Raw genomic sequence first — 17,282 nt, 5'->3', positions numbered from 1 at the left:
CCAGAGCCTTATAGTCCCCAAAGCCATGAGCCTAACGTCTGGCAAGCGTTCCGGTCCGCTTGGTCGACTCTACCTTCAGCGATTCCACTCGACCGCCTCTAAGGGTCAGTCTTTTCGTGCACACGCTTTCGATGAGGCTTTCATTGTGGCTGGCTAGAACAATGATGCCGGCCTTTTCAGCAAGTTCGTCCATGCGTCTTTTGGCCTTGTCCTGGAAAGAGGCATCACCCGCTCCGATCCATTCATCCATAAGGAGAATCTCTGGATCGAGCGCAGTTGCCATCGAAAAGGCCAGCCGCGCCGCCATGCCCTGGCTGTAGGCCTTGAACGGCAGGTCGATGAAGTCGCCGAGTTCGCTGAAGGCAATGATACCCTCCATCTTCTCTTCGATCTCGGCTTCCGTCCATCCGTTGATCAATCCACGCAGAACGATGTTCCTGCGGCCTGTGGCCTCGCGACGGAAGCCGATGTTGATGTTGAACAGGGCGTCGACCTTGCCTTCTATAGCGATACTTCCCCCCGAAGGCTCGTAGATCCCATAGAGCACCTTGAGAAGTGTGGTCTTGCCGGCTCCGTTTGGGCCGACCAGGCCCAATCGGTCGCCCGCCTTGAGCTCGAAACTGATGCCGTCGAGAGCCTGCACGAATTGCTTTCTGCCTGAGCTTTCAATTCTGCCGCCTGGCCCGCCCACGCGCCGATCGGGCGCGGAAAGCGTCAGCTTCTCGTGCAGTTTGTAGACCAGGCTAATATTCTGCAGCTTGATGGAGACCATCGAAAACTCAAATGATGAAAATGACTTGCTTGCGATACCGGCCAAGCAGCAGCAACGCAACCGCCCACACCCCAAGCGATATGATGCCGGTTACAGCGAACGCGTGCACGGGCAATTCGCCGCCGATGATCGGAACACGTACAATCTCCAGAAAATAGGTGAACGGGTTCCAGTGGTAGGCGTATTTCTGAATGCCGTCTTGTCCGTTGTATACCCAGAAGACGGGCGTGAAAAACATGCCGACCCGCATCATGTTGCCGACAATGAACTCGCTGTCCGGGAAGAAAGCGCCGATAAAAGCGAAGGCTGTAATGACGGCCGGAGTGGCCAACAGGATTATGAAAAGCCCCGCGAGCGACCACAGCCACCCGGCATTTGGCGCGGAACCGCTCAGGACCAGAATGACTACGCAACCCACGATCGCATAGCCCGCACGGATAATAGACTGCAATGCCAGGCGCATCACATACACAAACAGCGGCAGCGTCGTGCCTTCGATGAAGCTCTCTTCGCGCTTGAAGAGCGACACGCTCAGGGTAATGACCTCCATCAGGTAGAACCACACCAGAAGGCCGATGGCGACATAGGCGGAATAGCCTTCAGCATCCTTGCCGGCCGGCTGGAACACGAAAACGAATGTGCCCACGAACGCGACATAGTTGACCAGCAGCCAAAGGGGGCCGAGTGTCGTGCGTCTGTGCTGATCACCGATATCTTCCCGGGCCAGCGCTACCCACACACGATGCAGCCTCATAGCCCTGTAAATGTCGTCGAGGGCGCTGTTCAGTGCCAAAATCATTGTTGGTGTCGCAATCCGTCCTTTGTCGCTTCATATGCCGACGGCGACATGAGCGAGGGGACACTTCATAGCGATTGCGACCGGCATATGGCAACTGACTGCGGCTTAGTGAAGCTCAGGGCAATATCTTGAGACCAATCATTAGCAATGTCTTTTGGACCTGTACAATTATCCTGAAAGGCCAACAGTTCAGCCAGTTGGGATTGGTTCGGAACAGCCGCATTCACCTTTGATCACATATTCGTCAAAAACATCTGGCGATAGCCCCGACTCCGCGCTATTGCGATAGCGGGGTAAGGGACTGGGGAATTGCAATCTGGAGTGGTGGCGGATGATGTTCCATCCGGCGCCTGTCTGGTATTGATGTACCCGCGCCTGGAGTTCAGTACTACCCAATGACATCCTACGTAGAAGTCGTGTCCGGACTTCGGCCGAAGTTGCGGCGCGCCATTATCATGATCCAGGACATCGTCATGGTCCTGGTCGCGGTGGCGCTCAGCCTGGTGCTGTCGCAGTCGAGGCTTTCGTTCGACCCATTCTCTTCTGCGGGCCTTGCATGCTGGGCGAGCATCATTCTTCTCAGCCATTTCCTGTTCAGATATAGCGGGCTCTACAACACCGTGTGGCGTTTCGCCTCGACGCCCGACTTCTTCAACATCCTGAAGAGCTGCGCGATCCTGACGCTCACGCTCTATTGTGTTTCACTCGTTGTTCGTTCCTTTCAGCCTGTCGCCGGCCTCAACGAGCGCCAGTTCATCGTCTTTTTCCTCGTCTCTTTCACCATCATCTCGGCGCCCCGGCTCTACTACCGGTTTCTTCGCGACGGTGCGAGCTGGCGAATCCTGAGCCGCAGCGCAGACAATGAGCTGATCAAGCAGGCGCTGTTTGTCGGCAGGCTGGGCGAGGCCGACGTGATCATCCGCTTCACGCGCACCACGCAGCCGGCGGAATACGCCATAGCCGGGATCATGGCGATCGAGAACGGGGCGCCGTTGGGTACCCGGATTCAAGGGGTGCCCGTGGTGGCCACCCGGCCGCGTCTGGTGGAAGTGCTGGAAGAGTATGCAAAAGGCACTAAAAGCGTCGACATGCTGATTTTCGGCAACGGGGCCGAGCGTGAGATCGAGGAATATTCCGAGCTGGTTCGTGTCGCCCGCCACAGCGGCATAGCCGTTGTGCAGTTTTCCGGCTTTTCCGAGCTCGGGCAAGGAGGAAAGCTGGTTCTCGACACCGTCGAGATGGAAACGATCCTGCGCCGCTCGACGGTTCCTTCCGACATCGAGCATATCGGCGCTTTTGTCAGTGGCAAGCGCGTCCTGGTGACGGGCGGCGCCGGCTCCATCGGCCGCATTCTGGTCAAACGCTCGCTGGAACTCGGCGCCGAGGCGGTTCTGGTTGCCGATATTTCGGAGTTCGGGATTTTCCAGCTCGACCAGTATATCGACGAAAAGGATCACGATCGTCTCAAGAGCCGCATCATCGATGTCACCGACCGGCGCCAGATGACCCGCTCCGTCAGCGAGTTCAAGCCTGACATCATCTTCCATGCCGCCGCCCTCAAGCACGTCCCGCTGCTCGAGGAAAACTGGGAATCGGCGATCCAGACCAACATTTTTGGCACGCTGGTCTGTGCCGAGGTCGCCGCCAAATGCGGGGTTCCGCAGTTCCTGCTCATTTCCAGCGACAAGGCGGTCGACCCGACCTCCGTGCTTGGCATGACAAAACGGGCGGCCGAGCAGATTGTCAGCTCGCTGCACGAAACGCACCCGACCGAGCCGAACGGGCATCGCTCCGGCACCAAGTTCATCGCCGTGCGGTTCGGCAATGTTTTTGGCTCCAATGGCTCGGTGGCAACCATATTCCAGGCGCAGATCGTGGCTGGAGGCCCCGTCACCATTACCGACCGGCGCATGACCCGCTATTTCATGACAGTGGCGGAAGCCGTTGACCTCGTCATCATGGCGGCAGCCGACGCCGAGACCCGCCAGGGCAAGGACGATTATGCCATCTATATGCTCGACATGGGCAAGCCGGTACCGATCCTCGAAGTTGCTGAAACGATGATCCGCATGGCTGGCAAGAGCCCCTACACCGACATTCCGATCCGTTTCACCGGCATAAGGCCGGGGGAGAAGCTGCATGAGGTGCTTCATGGCGAGAACGAGGAGGTCGTTGCTCTCGACATCTCGAAGATTTTTGGCCTGAGCACGGATGTCGTGGAATGGTCCAGGGTCCAGGCCGCGCTGACGGCTGTGCAAGCGGCAATGCGGGATCAGGACAAGGCGTTGGCACTCGCCGTCCTGGCAGGGCTCCATCAGGTAGAAACACCTGCGGGCGATGCGCTTCGGGAAACACGCGCGAAAACAGTCGGACAAGCAAGCTAGAGCATGATCCCGAAAAGTGGGAACCGGTTTTCGGAAAAGATCATGCTCAAACAAGAAGATAGAGCCCCATCCCGATTCCATCGGGATGGAACAGGCTCTAGAGCCTGTTGCGGGCGGCTGCGATTGGGTATTGAAACCAATCCGATAGCCGCTCGCGCGCATTGCAGGTGATTCGAAGCCGGTGAACAAACAAGATCAGCGCGTGGCCATATTGCTGGCCACGAAAGATGGCGCACCCTTCATCGGCGAGCAGTTGGACTCCCTGCTTGCGCAGTCGTATCCGCTTGTCGATTTGTGGGTTTCCGACGATGGCTCCGCCGACGGCACGGATGCCGTCATCGGCTCCTGGCAAACCCGTTGGCACAAGGGTCGATTGACCCTGGTGAAGGGGCCCCGCCAGGGGTTCGCCGCCAATTTTCGCTCGATGATCATCGACCCGCGCATCGAGGCCGACTACTACGCCTTCTGCGATCAGGACGACATCTGGGAGCCGGACAGGCTGGAGAGCGCGATTGCCTGGATGCAGGCGCAGGATGCCGTGATACCGCTGTTGTTTTGTTCCCGGACCGCAACCATGTCCGAAACCGGAGCAGCGCTAGGGCATTCGCCGCTTTTCCAAAGGCCACCGTCGTTTCGCAATGCGCTCGTGCAGAGCATTGCCGGCGGCAACACGATGATGATCAACCGCGCAGCGCGTCAGTTGCTGGCAAAGGCATCGGCAAGGACCGAGTTCGTCAGTCATGACTGGTGGACCTATCTCATCGTCACCGCCGCTGGCGGCGTTGTCCGCTATGATCCGCGACCGCTGGTGCGATACCGCCAGCACGAGGCAAATCTGGTCGGCGCCAACGTGTCGTGGAAGGCAAGGCTGTCGCGGCTCGGGCGCCTGTTCAGGGGCGAATTCGCCGGCTGGACCGACCACAATCTCAGCGGTCTGGCGGCCAATCGCGACATCCTCACCAAGGATGCAGCAGCCTGTCTTGGCCTGTTCATCAGGTCGCGAAAGGGCGGGGTCTTGCGTCGCCTGCACCTTCTCAGAAAAAGCGGCGTCTACCGGCAGACGCTGGCTGGTACGCTCGGGCTCTATTTGGCATTCATCTGGCGGCGAATCTAAAGCATGATCCTGCAGAGATGGCCATGAGCGGACCCAAGCGAGCCTTCGACCTGGTCGTGGCAGTGCTGCTGCTGCCGCTGACCGCGCCGATCATCCTGCTTGCCATGCTGGCAATCAGGCTGTCGTCGCCGGGCCCCGCTCTGTTTTCTCAAACCCGGGTCGGACAGGACGGGGTGCCGTTTCGCTGCCACAAGCTGCGGACGATGGTTGTGGAAACGCCTTCCTTGCCCTCCCACCAGGCGCCGGCAAACTCCGTCACTGCCGCCGGCAAAGTGTTGCGGAAGTTCAAGATCGACGAGCTGCCGCAGCTCTGGAACGTGCTGAGGGGCGAGATGAGCCTGGTAGGACCGCGCCCCTGCTTGCCCACGCAAACCGAGTTGATCGAACGCCGCAGGCAATTGGGTGTGCTCGAGGCGTTGCCGGGCATCACCGGCTTGGCGCAGATGAAAGGCATCGACATGTCCGACCCAAAACTCTGCGCCGAAACCGATGCCGAATATCTCAGGACGGCCTCGGTGGGTCTGGATATCCGCATCCTTGTCGGGACAATTTTCTACCGCGGTTGAGCAGCGCCTGATTTGGCGCGGCGCGCGAGTTCCACCAGCCGCTCGAGCGTATCGGTCTGCGGCGTCCAGCCTTCGGACACCAGCAGGGACGGATCGCAAATCTGCGTCGCCGTCATCGCGTCCCATGCCTTGCGTCTGCCCAGCGAGGTCAACGCTGCCCGCATCAGGCCGGCAGGCACCCCAGACAGCCGCAACGAGTACCCAAAGCCTTCCCGGAATGCCCTGATGATTGCCGAGACCGGGAGCTGCGGCAGGTCGCAGGCGACATAGGCGGGGCGAAGTGGCTGCGAACGGGTCAACAGGTGCAGCACCGTCTCCGCAGCGGTTTCGCGCGACATCAGCGAGCGCATGCCGGGTAGAGCGGCAACCGGCAGCGGGAGGGCAGTGTCGGCCATACGCATAAGCGTCGCCAGGTTTCCCTTCATGCCTTCGCCATAGATCGGCGGCAGGCGCAGGGTCGTGGCATCGGCGGGCCTGGATGCATAGGCTTCCAGCATCCTGATCTCGCCTTCACGTTTCGAGCGCCCATAGGCGCATTGCGGGGCAGGGGGCGTCGCCTCGTTGATTGTCCCGCTGAAGCCAGGACCGACCACCGCCCGGATCGAAGACAAATAGATGAAGCGTCCGCTTGTCCGCCATGCGGCCGCGCGCGCCAGCTGTGCTGTCAGTGTCCCATTGGCAGCAAGGAAGTCGGCCTCGCTTGCCTTGCGGTCATTGTTGAGAGCCGCGCAGTGGACGACATGGGTGATATCTCGCATCAGCGCCTGGAACGCCTTGGCCGGCGCGTCGAAGGCCGGCAACTGGACGGCATCGCTCGCGGGATCGAGCCGTTCCGGGTGGCGCGATGCCATGCGCACCTCGAACCCGGCCTCGCGAAGCTGGTTGACGACCTGGCGCCCGACGAAACCCGTGGCGCCTGTGACCAGCACTTTCACGGCGAGCTTGCCGGCGGCGTCATGGACGCCTGTTCCTCCGGCAATTGCATCTGACGGCCCGACGCAAGATATGTCCCGCACACCATGAAGACCATGAAGGTCGAATCGAGAATGTCGTGGCCGAGCAGGATGCCGGTCAGGCCGGCCGTGAGGTAGGTGACGACGGTGACGACGATCATCGTTGCGCCGAAGCGTTCGGTTGGATCGTCACTGACACGCAGGACCCTTGCCGCGTTCCGCGCGGCAACGACGAAGATCGCCGCGAGCGTGATTGCGCCCAACAGGCCGGCCTGCACCAGCGCGGTCAGGAAACCGTTGTGGAAATGGCTAAAACCCTGGTCCATGCCGAACTGGTCCTGGAATCCCTGATGCATGAGCGCCTGGCTGGCGGCGATGCCATGTCCAAAGATCGGAGCGTCCCGGAAGGCGCCGAGACCGATCTGCCACAGTGCCACGCGCAGCCCAAGCGCCGTCGAGTGGTCGCCCTTGGTGGCGAGCGCGTTCCAGTCGCTGAAGAGGAAATCGGCGCGTTCCGATATGATGGGGTATCCGACGGTGACGATCGCGATCAAGAGGGCGCCGGCGATCGGCAGCAGGCGAATCGAGTTCAGGCCGGCGAGTCTGCGCCGGTTGACCAGAAGAACCGCGATGCCGGCAATCAGCATGGCCAGCCAAATGATGCGCGTGCCCGAAAGAAGGATGGCGATTGTTCCAGCCAGCGCCGCCGAAATGAGCAGAACCCTGGCCTTTTCGATGCCCGACGGCGCGCCGGCCAGGCAGATCAGGACGCTAAGGCAGGCGACAGTCGCGAATGGGATCGCATTCCCGGCGCCGCCTTCGGCCCGCATGCCAAGCCAGTAATATTGCACGACGGCCAGCACGAGCGCACCAAAACATGCCGCCGCGCTGGCGACCACGACGATGCGGGCGAGAGTAGCCTTCGCAGTGATGCTCCATGTCGAATAGGAGATCGGGAAGAACAGGAAGGTGATCAGCGCCGCAAGATGCGGCGCATCCACCTTCAGCGCGTTGTTGGCGATCGACGCCAGGACATAGGCCGCGCAATAGGCATAGATCGCGACCGTCATCGCAAGCATCGGCCGGTCGAAATTGAAGCGCCGCCGCTTCAGGGCAAGCAGAAACACCGACCACAGGCCGCCGCCATTGAACGCGAAACTGACCGCCGATCCCAGGACAGGTGGAGAAAAAAAGCAGAGCACGGAGAAGTAGACATTGATCCGCGAAGGCGTGAAATGTTGTTTCAGGGACGACAGACGGTTCAATGCTCTAATTCACAATTTTCTGGGTCTTCAGGACGACGGATCTATTTGGCGGCAGCGAATGCGTGACTTCGAAATTCACTCGGGATCGGGACAAGTCTGATGCGTCGGAATTCCGGATCGGTATAGACGCTGGGTACGATTTTCGATAGTGCGGGCAGGGCAGGGCCGTCATCAAAAATCGACAGCGCGGCCGATGCGGCCGTGACGGCGCGCCGCTGCCGCCGGCCGACGAGCCTCTTTCCCGGTCCAGGCAATATTTTCCCAGCCATCGCCAGCGCATCCGCCTGTTGAGCAGAAATTTCCGAGTTCTGGTCGTTGTGTGGAAAATTCATTCCCGATCCACCCCGTGGCGGGCCTGTCTTGCGTTGTTATGAACAAGCACGATCTGCTAGAACGCCGGCACGAAAAATATTGTCCAGAAGTGAAGCTTGAACCGGGTGGCTGAAAAAACCGCGCCTGATGCATCGAGACAAGGTCTGGATGGCACGAGAGAACGCTCACAGTCCATGAATATCGCGCTTACGCACCTGCAGCGGCTTGAAGCCGAATCCATCCATATCTTCCGGGAGGTCGCGGCCTCGTTTTCCAAGCCGGTCATGCTCTATTCGGTCGGCAAGGATTCGTCAGTGCTGATGCATCTGGCGATGAAGGCGTTCTACCCCGCCAAGCCGCCGTTCCCGTTCCTGCATGTCGACACCACCTGGAAGTTCCGCGAGATGATCGCCTTTCGCGACCAGATGGCGCAAAAGCTCGGCTTCGATCTGCTTGTCCATGTCAACGAAGATGGCGTGCGCGACAACATCAATCCCTTCGACCACGGCTCGAACACTCATACCCATGTGATGAAGACCGTGGCGCTGCGTCAGGCACTCGACAAATACGGTTTTGACGCAGCCTTTGGCGGGGCGCGGCGCGACGAGGAGAAGTCACGCGCCAAGGAGCGCATCTTTTCCTTCCGCAATGCCCAGCATGTCTGGGATCCGAAGAACCAGCGGCCGGAGATGTGGAAGATTTTCAACACCCGCATCGCGTCGGGTGAATCGATCCGTGTCTTTCCGCTGTCGAACTGGACCGAACTCGACATCTGGCAGTACATTCTGCAGGAAAACATCCCGATCGTGCCGCTCTATTTCGCCAAGGAGCGGCCGGTGGTCGAACGCGACGGCATGCTTATCCTGAAGGACGATGACCGCATGGTATTGCGTCCCGGCGAGACGGTGGAGAACCGGCTGGTGCGCTTCCGCACGCTTGGCTGCTATCCGCTGACCGGCGCCATCGAATCCGACGCCGATACGCTCGAGGCCATCGTTGGCGAAATGCTAACCGCACGCACCTCCGAGCGGCAGGGCCGCCTGATCGACCGCGATGAAGCCGGATCGATGGAAAAGAAGAAGCGCGAGGGGTACTTCTGAGCATGCGCCACATCATGGCCAAAAGCCTCGCCCCCACCGACGGCGTTCGCGACTATCTGGCTGCGCAGGAGAAAAAGTCGCTGCTGCGCTTCCTGACCTGCGGTTCGGTCGACGACGGCAAGTCGACAATGATCGGCCGGCTGCTTTCGGACACCAAGCAGATTTTCGAGGACCAGCTTGCCGCGCTCGAGCGCGATTCGCGCAAGCACGGCACCACCGGCGACGACATCGATTTCGCATTGCTGGTCGACGGCCTCGAGGCCGAGCGTGAGCAAGGCATCACCATCGACGTCGCCTATCGCTTCTTCGCCACCCCGAAACGCAAATTCATCGTTGCCGACACGCCCGGCCATGAACAGTACACGCGCAACATGGCAACCGGCGCCTCGACGGCCGATCTCGCTATCGTGCTGATCGATGCCCGCCAGGGCGTGCTGCGCCAGACAAGGCGCCACTCGATTATCGCCTCGCTGCTTGGCATCCGCCACGTCGTTCTGGCCATCAACAAGTTCGACCTCGTCGGCTTCGACAAGGCGGTCTTCGAACGGATCATCGAAGATTACGGGCAGTTCTCGCAAAAACTCGGCTTCCAGACCATCGTGCCTATCCCGATGTCGGCCCGCTACGGCGACAACGTCAGCAGCCGTTCGGACAAGACGGAATGGTATTCCGGCCCGACGCTGATCGAGCATCTCGAAACCATCTCGGTCGACGAGGCCGCGGTCGAATTGCCGTTCCGCTTTCCGGTGCAATACGTCAACCGTCCCAATCTCGACTTTCGCGGCTTTGCCGGCACCATCGCGTCCGGCTCGGTCGCGCAAGGCGACGAGGTGGTGGTCGCCAAGTCGGGCAAGTCGTCGCGCGTCAAGCGCATCGTCGCCCATGGCGGCGACCTTAGCCAGGCAGTCGCCGGCCAGGCCATCACCCTTGTCCTCGACGACGAGGTCGAGGTTTCCAGAGGCAACATGCTGGTGTCGCCGGCAGCGCGGCCGCAGGTCGCCGACCAGTTCGCCGCCAACATCGTCTGGTTCGACGAGCATGCGCTGCTGCCGGGGCGCTCCTACATCCTGCGCACCGAGACCGACCAGACTAGCGCCACCGTCACCGACCTGAAATACCGGGTCAACGTCAACGACTTTGCCCATGAGGCGGCCAAGTCGCTGGAAATGAACGAAGTCGGCATCTGCAACATCTCGACGCGGGCGCCGATCGCCTTCGACACCTTTGCCGACAACCGCACCACCGGCGCCTTCATCCTGATCGACCGCATCACCAACGCCACAGTCGGCGCCGGCATGATCCTGCATTCGCTGCGCCGCGCCGAAAACATCCACTGGCAGTCGCTCGATGTTGACAAGCGGGTCCGCGCCGACATGAAGCACCAGCGGCCGGCCGTGTTCTGGTTCACCGGGCTTTCCGGCTCGGGCAAGTCGACCATCGCCAATCTGTTCGAAAAGAAGCTCTACGCCACCGGCCGCCATACCTACATCCTGGATGGCGACAACGTCCGCCACGGTCTCAACCGCGATCTCGGCTTCACCGATGCCGACCGCGTCGAGAACATTCGCCGCGTCGCCGAAGTGGCGCGCCTGATGGCGGATGCCGGACTGATCGTCATCGTCTCCTTCATTTCGCCGTTCAGCGCCGAGCGGCGCATGGCGCGCGAATTGATGGCCGACGGCGAGTTCGTCGAGGTGTTTGTCGACACGCCGTTCGAGGAATGCGCCAGGCGCGATCCGAAGGGTCTGTATGCGCGGGCGCTGAATGGCGAGATCAAGAATTTCACCGGCGTCGATTCACCCTATGAAGCTCCGGAAAAACCCGAAATTCATCTCAAGACACTCGGCAGATCGGCCGAGGAGATGGTAGAGGCCTTGGAACTCTGGCTGAACGAGCGCGACATTGCCGAAGACCAATATGACAACGGCGGCGGCATCTGACGACGAGGTGATGCTCGACGTGTTCGAGCGCCTGGCGCTCGCGGCCGGACGCGAAGTCATGCGCGTCTATCGCGACGGCTGCGCGGTCGACCGCAAATCCGACAGCTCGCCAGTGACGGAGGCCGACCGTGAAAGCGAGAAGATCATCCTCGCTGGCTTGCGCGCCGCATTCCCCGACATTCCTTGCGTGGCCGAGGAGGAAGCATCAGCCGGCATCGTGCCACCCGATCTCGACGGCGCCTTCTTTCTGATCGATCCGCTCGATGGCACAAAGGAATTCGTCAACCGCAGGACCGATTTCACCGTCAACATCGCGTTGATCCGCCACGGCGTGCCGGAGATCGGTGTCGTTTTTGCGCCTTGCACCGGACGCTTCTTTTCCGGCCGGCCGGGCAGGGCGGAATCTCTCAAGATCGATGGCGACTACCAGATCGTCGGTCGCCGGCCGGTCTCTGTAAGGACCGGTGTGACGCCGCTGACCATTGTCGCCAGCCGCTCGCACAACACGCCTGAGACCGACGCTTATATTCGCGATCTTGGCGTAGCCGAACTTGTCTCGGTCGGCTCGTCGCTGAAGTTCTGTCTCGTCGCCGCCGCCGAGGCCGACGTCTATCCGCGCTTCGGCCGCACCATGGAGTGGGACACCGCCGCAGGCGACGCCGTGCTGCGCGCCGCCGGCGGCATGACGCGCACGCTCGACGGCCAGCCGCTCGCCTACGGCAAGCGCAAGCAGAGCGATGACGAGGACTTCGCCAACCCGCATTTCATTGCCAGCGGCAAGGTGGCTCAGCCGGCGTGAAGCCTACGCCGCCGCCACATGCGCTGAATTCGACCCAATATAGTTGCGGATCGTCTCGATGATGCGGTCCTGGTCGGCTTCGCTGAGATAGGGGTGCATCGGCAGGCACAGGATGCGCTTCGGCAATTCCTCCGAGACGGCAAGGCCGGTCGGCGTGCGCGGGTAGTCGCGATAGGCAACCTGGGCATGCAGCGGCTTGACGTAGTAGATGACCGACGGAATGCCCTTTTCGCCAAGATGCGCCTTCAGCCCGTCGCGCTTCGGCGTCTCGATGGCGTATTGCGCCCAGGCCGAGCGGCTGCCATCCAGATTGCGAGCTGCGGTGACGATGTCGCCGAGACCTTCGGCATAACGATTGGCCACCACCTGGCGGGCGACCATCTCGTCTTCGAGAATGGCCAACTTCTCGATCAGGATCGCCGCCTGTATCGTGTCGAGCCGCGAATTGATGCCGACGCGGACATTGTCGTACTGCGTCTCACCCTTGCCGTGGAAGGCAAACGAACGAAGCTGTTCAGCCAGCGCGTCGTCATTGGTGAACATCGCGCCACCGTCGCCATAGCAGCCGAGCGGCTTGGCCGGATAGAAGCTGGTCGAGCCGACATGGCCGAAGGCACCGCACATCGTGCCGTCAAGCGACCCGCCCATCGACTGGGCGGCATCCTCGATCACCATCAGATTTTCACGATTGGCGATGGTCATGATCGCCTCGTAGTCGGCGGAAAGGCCGAACAGGTCGACCGGGATGATCGCCTTTGGCTTCAGCCGGCCTTCCTTCTTGATCATGGCGATCGCCGCTTCGAGGCTGGCGATATCGATGTTGTAGGTCGCCGGGTCGACATCGACAAAAACCGGCTCGGCCTTGGCAAGCGCCACCACTTCGGCCGTGGCGGCAAAGGTGAAGCTCGGCACGAACACCGCGTCGCCGGGGCCGATGCCGGCGGCAAACAGCGGCAACAGCAGCGCGTCGGTGCCGTTGGCGCAAGCGATGACATGCTTGGTGCCGACATAGGTGGCGAGCTTGTTTTCGAATTCGGTGACCTGAGGTCCGAGGATATAGCGGCCTTCCTCGACGACGCGGTCGATCGCCGCCTTCAGCCGGTCGCGGATTCGTTCGCGCTGCGCGCCAAGATCGATGAACTGCATGTCGGCCTCAAAACGGGTTAGCCAGATAATTGGCCGCTGGTACCAGACTTGGCGCGGCCGAGAAAGCCGCAGGAGCAAAACCGCGAATTGCCTAGGTGTCGCAGGCTGTTACCCCTGATTTGCGACCTATCCTCGCCGAATGCCGGAAATCAGGGGGTCGACACGCATCATCGGGCCTTTTTATCGCATTTGTCCCGCCCGGCGAAACATAAAGTGATCGGCTTGCGCAGCACAGCTCTGGGCGGATCGCGTTCCCGTCAGGCGATTTCGTGCCGCCAAGGCGGATTGGCGCCGGCCCGCGATACGGTCACCGCGGCGGCCTTGGCGCCGAGCGCAAGCGCCTTGTGGATGGCGTCTTTCGACAGGCCGGCGATCGCCGTCTTCGACAACAGGCCTTGCTCATGCAGCGAGGCGAGGATGCCGGCGTTGAACGTGTCGCCGGCGCCCACCGTGTCGACCACCTTGACCTTTTCCGGCATGACGGTGACGGCGTGATCCCTGGTGTAGCCGACGGCGCCTTCGCTGCCATGGGTGACGACGATCAGCTTCGGGCCGCGATCCAGCCAGTTGCGGATGACGTCCTCATGCGAGCCGGCTTCGCCGAACCAGTTCAGGTCCTCGTCCGACAGTTTGACGATATCGGCCATCGCCATCATCGAGCGGATGCGCCTCAGATGCTTGGCCTTGTCGGGGATGAAGTTCGGCCGGATGTTGGGGTCGAGCATCATCACGCGGCGCTCATGCTCGCGCTTCATGAATTCCTCATAGGCCCCTCCGGCCGGCTCCGAGATCAGGCTGATGGCACCGAACAGCATGGCCTCGATCTCTGCGCCGAGCTCCGGCAGGTCGTCGACGGTCAGCATGCGGCCGGCCGTGTTCTCGTCATAGAAGGTGTAGGTCGCCTGGCCGTTGTTCAGCCGCACGAAGGCAAGCGTGGTTGGCCGGGGCGAGGTGTGTGCGTAGGTGGAGCTGACCTTGCTCGCCCCCAGCGCGTCGCGGAACTGGCCGCCGAACAGATCCGACGACAGGCCGGAAAAGAACCCCGCTGGCGCGCCCAGCCGGCCAAGCGCAATGGCGCTGTTGAACACGGCGCCGCCGACATAGGGGGCAAAAGCCGGCTCGCCCTCAGTCGTGGTGCGCGGCAGCATGTCGATCAGGGCTTCGCCGCAGCAAAGGATCATGGCTTCTTGGTCTCCGGCGGATAGATCACGCCCTTGCGGATGATGATGTTGGCATAGAGACGAGGCTCGCTGGTGGCGACGATCGCGTGCGCCGACTTGACCCGTGCATAGAAGTCGGCACCGGCCAGCGCAACCACCTTGCGGCCCGGCGCACGCTTGGCGCAGATCGCCTCGATCTCATGATGGACTGGATCGGCAAGCGCGGGGTCACCCTTGACCGAGGCGCGAAACAACGCCTCCGGGACGGCGTCGTCGACGGGCAAGACGCTCAATATGGCATCGAGAACCGGGATAAGAGGATGACCGTCGGCCCGGATCAGGCGGGTTGCCTGTTCTTCGGCCGGGTAATTTCCGTCGACAAGGGCGATCTCGTCGCCATGGCCCATGGCGCGCAACGTCGCCAGAAGCTCCGGACCGAGCAGCGCCGGGATTCCGATCAGCATTCAGGTGCTCCTGGAAATGGTCGTCGAGCCGATGAGGAAACGTTCGGAGAGCGGCAGGCTGGCGCCGCCCAGTGCGCGCGCATGTATGCCGACGGTGCCTTCGCGAACGGTTGGCAATTTCAGGCCCTCGCCGTCGATCGTGGCGATGGCCTCGATGACGGCATCGACAAGCCGGCGGCGGACAGTGAGTGGCATCCATCCGTCGATCACCGCCGCCTCAAAATCGATGACCGATGATGCGGAGACGATCGCATAGGCCAGCGCTTGTGCGGCACCAACGATCCAGTCATCGAGCTCGACGCCGATCTCGCCCCAGTCCTGCGGCGAGGTCCACAAATGCGAGGCTTCGACGCCGCGCGCGTTGAGTGCCTTCTCCAGCATGGCGATCGACGCCACGTCGATCAATTGCGTTGGCTTGCCGTCGGGTCCCGGCACCGGCATCGAGCCCAGCGCGCCGGCATTGCCGGTCGGGCCGCCAAAAAGCCGGCCGTTCAGCACGATGCCGCCGCCGGCAAAGGCGCCGATGTAGAAGTAGACGAAGTCGCGCGCGCCCGCCTGGCCGAACACCAACTCGGCGCCGCAGGCCGAAGTGGCGTCGTTCTGCAGATAGACCGGGAATTCGCATTGCGCCTGGATGTCGGCACGGATGTCGCGATGGCGCCATTCATCCATGACGTCGCGCGGCGCGCCTGCCGTATCAGCCCAGTTCCAAAGTTCGAATGGCATGGCGATGCCAAGTCCGGCAATGCGCTTGTCCTGCGCCGCGGTCAGCTCGCCGCGCATCTTCTTCATGCCGGAGGTGACGAATTCCACTGTCTCGCGTGGCGCTGGATAGCGGTAGGAATGCTGCAGCATCGAGCGCACATGCCCAAGGAAATCGATGAGCACCAGCTCGGCGCTGCGGCGGCCGATCTTGAGGCCGATGAAATAGGCGCCATCGGGATTGAGCGCCATCGGGATGGAGGGTTGGCCGATCTTGCCGCGCAACGGCGCCTGCCGGACAAGCAGGCTGTCTTCCTCGAGCTCGCGCATGATCACCGAAACCGTCTGGGCCGAAAGCCCGGTCATGCGCGCAATGTCGGATTTGGCCAGACTGCCGTGCTGACGCACCAGCGACAGCACCAACCGCTCATTGTGGTCGCGCATGCCGCTCTGGTTGGTGCCGCGATGCAGATGGCTTTCAGCCGCCTCGGGCGAACCGTGCCTCGCAATGCCGGTCTCCACCCTTGTCTCCTCCCGTCGTTTCCCCTCAATGCTTTTGGGCCAGAATGAGTGAACGGGACAAGGGTGTCAATAATAAATAAGAGTGATTTAATTATTGACAGAGGTTTAGGACTGGTGTCTGTTGGAGACAGCGTCCACGCTGGGAGAACTTCGTTGGATGCGCTGCAAGATGCCGGTTGGCCGGCATCCGGAATGGTTCCACTGGGAGGAAAATCGTGACCAAGTCAAAACTTTTGAAGTCCACCGTGTTTGCCGCTGCCGGGTTGGGTTTGATGGCATTTGCATCGTCGGCATCGGCCGCCGGCGTCGGCGCCTGCCTGATCACCAAGACCGACACCAATCCCTTCTTCGTCAAGATGAAGGAAGGCGCCACCGCGAAAGCCAAGGAACTCGGCGTCGACCTCAAATCCTACGCAGGCAAGGTCGACGGCGACAGCGAGAGCCAGGTGGCGGCAATCGAGAGCTGCATTGCCGACGGCGCCAAGGGCATCCTGATCACCGCGTCCGACACCAAGGGCATCGTCCCAACGGTGAAGAAGGCGCGCGACGCCGGTCTGCTGGTGATCGCGCTCGACACGCCGCTTGACCCGATCGACGCTGCCGACGCAACCTTCGCGACGGACAATCTCGAAGCCGGCAAGCTGATCGGCGCATGGGCTGCGGCGACGCTCGGCGACAAGGCCAAGGATGCCAAGATCGGCTTCCTCGACCTGACTCCCTCGCAGCCGACAGTCGACGTGCTGCGCGACCAGGGCTTCATGATGGGCTACGGCATCGACGTGAAGGACCCCAACAAAATCGGCGACGAGGACGATGCACGCATCGTCGGCCATGACGTCACCAACGGCAACGAGGAAGGCGGCCGCAAGGCTATGGAGAACCTTCTCCAGAAGGACTCCGGCATCACCGTCATCCACACCATCAACGAGCCCGCCGCTGTCGGCGCCTATCAGGCGCTCAAGGCCGTCGGTCTTGAAAAGCAGGTGTTGATCGTGTCGGTTGACGGCGGCTGCCCCGGCGTGAAATCGGTTACCGAAGGCGTGATCGGTGCGACCTCGCAGCAATATCCGCTGCAGATGGCGGCACTCGGCATCGAGGCTATCGCCGCTTTCGCCAAGGACGGCACCAAGCCGAAGCCGACCGAAGGCAAGAATTTCTTCGACACCGGCGTCAACCTCGTGACCGACAAACCCGCCGCCGGCGTGAAGTCCATCGACACCAAGGAAGGCCTCGCCAAGTGCTGGGGCTGATGCTGGTCTGACCGGCAAAAAAGAACCGACCGGC

The 17,282-nt window shown here is 61.5% G+C and carries 16 protein-coding genes; 7 read left to right on the top strand and 9 right to left on the bottom strand.

Annotated features, from left to right (window positions below):
* Positions 1-31 precede the first annotated feature (31 nt).
* Both AC1DXU_RS10905 and AC1DXU_RS10900 read right to left on the bottom strand, forming a co-directional pair.
* Positions 32-772, bottom strand: coding sequence for an ABC transporter ATP-binding protein (locus AC1DXU_RS10905; protein WP_477367995.1), 741 nt, complete (start codon positions 770-772; stop codon positions 32-34).
* Positions 773-779: 7 nt separating this feature from the next.
* Positions 780-1,571 (bottom strand): ABC transporter permease, encoded by a 792-nt coding sequence (locus AC1DXU_RS10900; RefSeq protein ID WP_477367992.1) that lies wholly within the window; start codon positions 1,569-1,571, stop codon positions 780-782.
* A gap of 395 nt (positions 1,572-1,966) precedes the next feature.
* Here AC1DXU_RS10900 and AC1DXU_RS10895 point away from each other — a divergent pair, with 395 nt between their 5' ends.
* The 3 genes from AC1DXU_RS10895 to AC1DXU_RS10885 all read left to right on the top strand — a co-directional run bounded on the left by AC1DXU_RS10895 (position 1,967) and on the right by AC1DXU_RS10885 (position 5,635).
* Positions 1,967-3,955: an SDR family NAD(P)-dependent oxidoreductase gene (locus AC1DXU_RS10895; RefSeq protein WP_477367989.1), complete on the top strand. Its 1,989-nt coding sequence runs from the start codon at positions 1,967-1,969 to the stop codon at positions 3,953-3,955.
* 181 nt (positions 3,956-4,136) lie between these two features.
* Complete coding sequence (locus tag AC1DXU_RS10890; protein ID WP_477367986.1) at positions 4,137-5,069, top strand: glycosyltransferase family 2 protein; 933 nt, start codon at positions 4,137-4,139, stop codon at positions 5,067-5,069.
* 23 nt (positions 5,070-5,092) lie between these two features.
* The gene (locus AC1DXU_RS10885) at positions 5,093-5,635 is read left to right on the top strand and encodes a sugar transferase (protein WP_477367983.1); all 543 of its coding nucleotides are present in this window, start codon (positions 5,093-5,095) and stop codon (positions 5,633-5,635) included.
* Here the strand turns inward: AC1DXU_RS10885 and AC1DXU_RS10880 are convergent.
* The 3 genes from AC1DXU_RS10880 to AC1DXU_RS10870 are packed head-to-tail and all read right to left on the bottom strand — an operon-like array spanning position 5,623 to position 8,185.
* Positions 5,623-6,570 carry an NAD-dependent epimerase/dehydratase family protein gene (locus AC1DXU_RS10880; protein WP_477367980.1) on the bottom strand — a complete coding sequence of 316 codons (948 nt, stop codon included), beginning with the start codon at positions 6,568-6,570 and terminating at the stop codon, positions 5,623-5,625. The genes AC1DXU_RS10885 and AC1DXU_RS10880 overlap by 13 nt on opposite strands.
* Positions 6,567-7,853: an O-antigen ligase family protein gene (locus AC1DXU_RS10875; RefSeq protein WP_477316114.1), complete on the bottom strand. Its 1,287-nt coding sequence runs from the start codon at positions 7,851-7,853 to the stop codon at positions 6,567-6,569. The genes AC1DXU_RS10880 and AC1DXU_RS10875 overlap by 4 nt, the downstream gene beginning before the upstream one ends.
* A gap of 41 nt (positions 7,854-7,894) precedes the next feature.
* Positions 7,895-8,185 carry a hypothetical protein gene (locus AC1DXU_RS10870; protein ID WP_477367977.1) on the bottom strand — a complete coding sequence of 97 codons (291 nt, stop codon included), beginning with the start codon at positions 8,183-8,185 and terminating at the stop codon, positions 7,895-7,897.
* 174 nt (positions 8,186-8,359) lie between these two features.
* On the opposite strand from AC1DXU_RS10870, the gene cysD reads away from it, so the two are divergent.
* From cysD to cysQ, 3 genes are read left to right on the top strand one after another with little or no spacing between them, the layout of a single operon-like run.
* A complete protein-coding gene (gene cysD / locus AC1DXU_RS10865) occupies positions 8,360-9,265 on the top strand; it encodes a sulfate adenylyltransferase subunit CysD (RefSeq protein WP_477367974.1) in 906 nt (301 codons plus the stop codon).
* 2 nt (positions 9,266-9,267) lie between these two features.
* Positions 9,268-11,205: a sulfate adenylyltransferase subunit CysN gene (gene cysN, locus AC1DXU_RS10860; protein WP_477367971.1), complete on the top strand. Its 1,938-nt coding sequence runs from the start codon at positions 9,268-9,270 to the stop codon at positions 11,203-11,205.
* 10 nt (positions 11,206-11,215) lie between these two features.
* On the top strand, positions 11,216-12,004 hold the full coding sequence (cysQ, locus tag AC1DXU_RS10855) for a 3'(2'),5'-bisphosphate nucleotidase CysQ (protein WP_477368933.1): 789 nt from the start codon (positions 11,216-11,218) through the stop codon (positions 12,002-12,004).
* A 3-nt stretch (positions 12,005-12,007) separates the two neighbouring features.
* Here cysQ and AC1DXU_RS10850 read toward each other — a convergent pair whose 3' ends face one another.
* The 4 genes from AC1DXU_RS10850 to AC1DXU_RS10835 all read right to left on the bottom strand — a co-directional run bounded on the left by AC1DXU_RS10850 (position 12,008) and on the right by AC1DXU_RS10835 (position 15,998).
* A complete protein-coding gene (locus AC1DXU_RS10850; protein ID WP_477367968.1) occupies positions 12,008-13,150 on the bottom strand; it encodes a DegT/DnrJ/EryC1/StrS family aminotransferase in 1,143 nt (380 codons plus the stop codon).
* A 257-nt stretch (positions 13,151-13,407) separates the two neighbouring features.
* Positions 13,408-14,331 carry a carbohydrate kinase family protein gene (locus tag AC1DXU_RS10845; RefSeq protein WP_477367965.1) on the bottom strand — a complete coding sequence of 308 codons (924 nt, stop codon included), beginning with the start codon at positions 14,329-14,331 and terminating at the stop codon, positions 13,408-13,410.
* Positions 14,328-14,774: an RbsD/FucU family protein gene (locus AC1DXU_RS10840; RefSeq protein WP_477367962.1), complete on the bottom strand. Its 447-nt coding sequence runs from the start codon at positions 14,772-14,774 to the stop codon at positions 14,328-14,330. Before AC1DXU_RS10840 ends, AC1DXU_RS10845 begins: the two co-directional genes overlap by 4 nt.
* The gene (locus tag AC1DXU_RS10835; RefSeq protein ID WP_477367959.1) at positions 14,775-15,998 is read right to left on the bottom strand and encodes an ROK family transcriptional regulator; all 1,224 of its coding nucleotides are present in this window, start codon (positions 15,996-15,998) and stop codon (positions 14,775-14,777) included.
* 272 nt (positions 15,999-16,270) lie between these two features.
* Between AC1DXU_RS10835 and AC1DXU_RS10830 the strand changes: the two genes are divergently transcribed.
* On the top strand, positions 16,271-17,248 hold the full coding sequence (locus AC1DXU_RS10830) for a substrate-binding domain-containing protein (protein ID WP_477316476.1): 978 nt from the start codon (positions 16,271-16,273) through the stop codon (positions 17,246-17,248).
* The last annotated feature ends 34 nt before the right edge of the window (positions 17,249-17,282 follow it).

This window comes from Mesorhizobium sp. P3_A10 (assembly GCF_056403175.1).
The sequence above is the reverse complement of the archived record's forward strand: the minus strand, read 5'-3'. Positions and strand labels throughout refer to the sequence as shown.

Excerpts from the sequence above, each read along its gene's own strand:
- AC1DXU_RS10905 (WP_477367995.1), bottom strand. The coding sequence starts at position 772 with ATGGTCTCCATCAAGCTGCAGAATATTAGCCTGGTCTACAAACTGCAC.
- AC1DXU_RS10900 (WP_477367992.1), bottom strand. The coding sequence starts at position 1,571 with ATGATTTTGGCACTGAACAGCGCCCTCGACGACATTTACAGGGCTATG.
- AC1DXU_RS10895 (WP_477367989.1), top strand. The coding sequence starts at position 1,967 with ATGACATCCTACGTAGAAGTCGTGTCCGGACTTCGGCCGAAGTTGCGG.
- AC1DXU_RS10885 (WP_477367983.1), top strand. The coding sequence starts at position 5,093 with ATGAGCGGACCCAAGCGAGCCTTCGACCTGGTCGTGGCAGTGCTGCTG.
- AC1DXU_RS10870 (WP_477367977.1), bottom strand. The coding sequence starts at position 8,185 with ATGAATTTTCCACACAACGACCAGAACTCGGAAATTTCTGCTCAACAG.
- cysD (WP_477367974.1), top strand. The coding sequence starts at position 8,360 with ATGAATATCGCGCTTACGCACCTGCAGCGGCTTGAAGCCGAATCCATC.
- cysN (WP_477367971.1), top strand. The coding sequence starts at position 9,268 with ATGCGCCACATCATGGCCAAAAGCCTCGCCCCCACCGACGGCGTTCGC.
- cysQ (WP_477368933.1), top strand. The coding sequence starts at position 11,216 with ATGCTCGACGTGTTCGAGCGCCTGGCGCTCGCGGCCGGACGCGAAGTC.
- AC1DXU_RS10850 (WP_477367968.1), bottom strand. The coding sequence starts at position 13,150 with ATGCAGTTCATCGATCTTGGCGCGCAGCGCGAACGAATCCGCGACCGG.
- AC1DXU_RS10845 (WP_477367965.1), bottom strand. The coding sequence starts at position 14,331 with ATGATCCTTTGCTGCGGCGAAGCCCTGATCGACATGCTGCCGCGCACC.
- AC1DXU_RS10840 (WP_477367962.1), bottom strand. The coding sequence starts at position 14,774 with ATGCTGATCGGAATCCCGGCGCTGCTCGGTCCGGAGCTTCTGGCGACG.
- AC1DXU_RS10830 (WP_477316476.1), top strand. The coding sequence starts at position 16,271 with ATGGCATTTGCATCGTCGGCATCGGCCGCCGGCGTCGGCGCCTGCCTG.